Annotated in this window: 1 protein-coding gene; it reads left to right on the top strand. The window is 38.1% G+C overall.

Annotation, left to right across the window (positions count from 1 at the left end; genetic code table 11):
* Window positions 1–199: 199 nt before the first annotated feature.
* Window positions 200–528 (top strand): hypothetical protein (locus ACFINO_RS11590; protein WP_375655998.1); only part of this gene is annotated, 329 nt, incomplete at its 3' end.

Raw genomic sequence — 528 nt, 5'->3', positions numbered from 1 at the left:
AAACAGCAAAGTAGTGAAGTTTGCTGATGATTTTGAGAATATATATGCGTTTAAATTGACAGAAAGGCACCGTACAGAGCGATTTAAAGATTTTGTGATAAAAACCACATTGAAATTAAAAACGCTTCTGTACGGTCCATTTTGAGGCAAATAAACCCATTGGTAAAGTTATGGATTTAGATAGGGGATATTAAACCAGATGTTTTTAAAAAAACGTAAACAGAAGGGGGGAAAAAAGTTCGTTGCAACGGCGGTGGGGCATGCCCCATGGGGATTAGGGGTAGCAGAGTATTTTTACAATCTTTACGAATATGATGATGGTACAAGAGAATATGAAGAATTTGACGGTGGTCAGTATCATGAGATGCCTGAGAATGTTGATTACAGTACCAAGGCGCAAGTGAAAGCTTGGATATACGGTGGTGATTTGCCAAGAAGCGTATTGAGTTGCGAAGCGTTGATAGACGAGGTGAATAGGGAAATCAAAAAACGTACAGTTAAAGCAGTGAAAACTTATGATGATATAGA

Source organism: Bartonella sp. AA83SXKL (assembly GCF_042196965.1).
Lineage (GTDB): Bacteria > Pseudomonadota > Alphaproteobacteria > Rhizobiales > Rhizobiaceae > Bartonella.
The sequence above is the reverse complement of the archived record's forward strand: the minus strand, read 5'-3'. Positions and strand labels throughout refer to the sequence as shown.